The following is a 1,389-nucleotide window of genomic DNA, read 5'->3' on the forward strand; positions in this document are numbered from 1 at the left end:
ATAAGTAGAAATGGTAAAAACATTGTATAGCATTTTACACAGGAGTCTGGACTTGACTGAGTTTAGATAAAGTCCGTATAATTGTGTAAAAGTAAAAAGGCCATATAACAGTCCTTTTACGGTACAATGTTTTTAACGACAAAAACATACCCAGGAGGACTTTTACATGACCCAAGTACATTTTACACTGAAAAGCGAAGAGATTCAAAGCATTATTGAATATTCTGTAAAGGATGACGTTTCTAAAAATATTTTAACAACGGTATTTAATCAACTAATGGAAAATCAACGAACAGAATATATTCAAGCAAAAGAATATGAACGAACAGAAAACCGACAAAGTCAACGAAATGGCTATTATGAGCGCAGCTTTACGACACGTGTAGGCACGCTAGAATTAAAAGTACCCAGAACACGTGATGGTGAATTTTCACCGACGGTGTTTGAGCGTTATCAGCGAAATGAAAAGGCACTGCTCGCTTCAATGCTTGAGATGTATGTTTCAGGCGTTTCGACACGTAAAGTTTCAAAGATTGTTGAAGAGCTATGTGGAAAATCGGTATCGAAATCTTTTGTTTCTAGCCTGACTGAGCAGTTAGACCCGATGGTCAACGAATGGCAGAACCGTTCACTCTCAGGTACGAGTTATCCTTATCTGATGACTGATGTTCTCTACATAAAAGTCCGTGAGGACCATCGAGTGCTTTCTAAAAGCTGCCATATTGCGATCGGGATAACAGAAGGTGGTGATCGTGAAATCATTGGCTTCATGATCCAAAATGAAGAAAGTGATGACACATGGTCCATCTTCTTTGAATACTTAAAAGAACGCGGTCTACAGGGGACAGAACTCATCATTTCTGATGCCCATAAAGGCCTAGTGTCTGCAATTCGTAAGTCATTTACCAACGCAAGTTGGCAGAGATGCCAGGTCCATTTTTTAAGAAACATCTTCAGTTCCATTCCAAAAAAGAATTCAAAACCGTTTAGAGAAGCAGTAAAAGCGATCTTTAAGTTTACGGATATTGAACTCGCTCGAACAGCTAAGAATGCCTTAGTCGGTGAATATATCGACCAGTCTAAATATTCAAAAGCTTGCGCATCATTGGATGATGGATTCGAAGACGCCTTTCAATATACCGTACAAGGAAATTCCCACAATCGACTAAAGAGTACCAATCTAATTGAACGACTGAATCAAGAAGTACGCAGAAGAGAAAAGATTATTCGCATCTTCCCCAATCAAACATCAGCCAATCGCTTAATTGGAGCCGTTCTTATGGACCTACATGATGAATGGATTTATTCTTCAAGAAAATACATCAATTTTGATAAGTAGAAATGGTAAAAACATTGTATAGCATTTTACACAGGAGTCTGGACTTGACT

Annotated in this window: 1 protein-coding gene; it reads left to right on the plus strand. The window is 38.3% G+C overall.

What is annotated here, in order from left to right:
- Nucleotides 1-166: 166 nt before the first annotated feature.
- Nucleotides 167-1,339: an IS256-like element ISEnfa4 family transposase gene (locus KA900_RS14120; protein WP_032495458.1), complete on the plus strand. Its 1,173-nt coding sequence runs from the start codon at nucleotides 167-169 to the stop codon at nucleotides 1,337-1,339.
- Nucleotides 1,340-1,389: the final 50 nt, after the last annotated feature.

The organism is Staphylococcus sp. GDY8P120P, from assembly GCF_017892065.1.
In the GTDB taxonomy this organism is placed as follows: Bacteria; Bacillota; Bacilli; order Staphylococcales; family Staphylococcaceae; genus Staphylococcus; species Staphylococcus nepalensis.

Coding starts and splice junctions, on each gene's coding strand:
- KA900_RS14120 (WP_032495458.1), top strand. CDS start 167: ATGACCCAAGTACATTTTACACTGAAAAGCGAAGAGATTCAAAGCATT.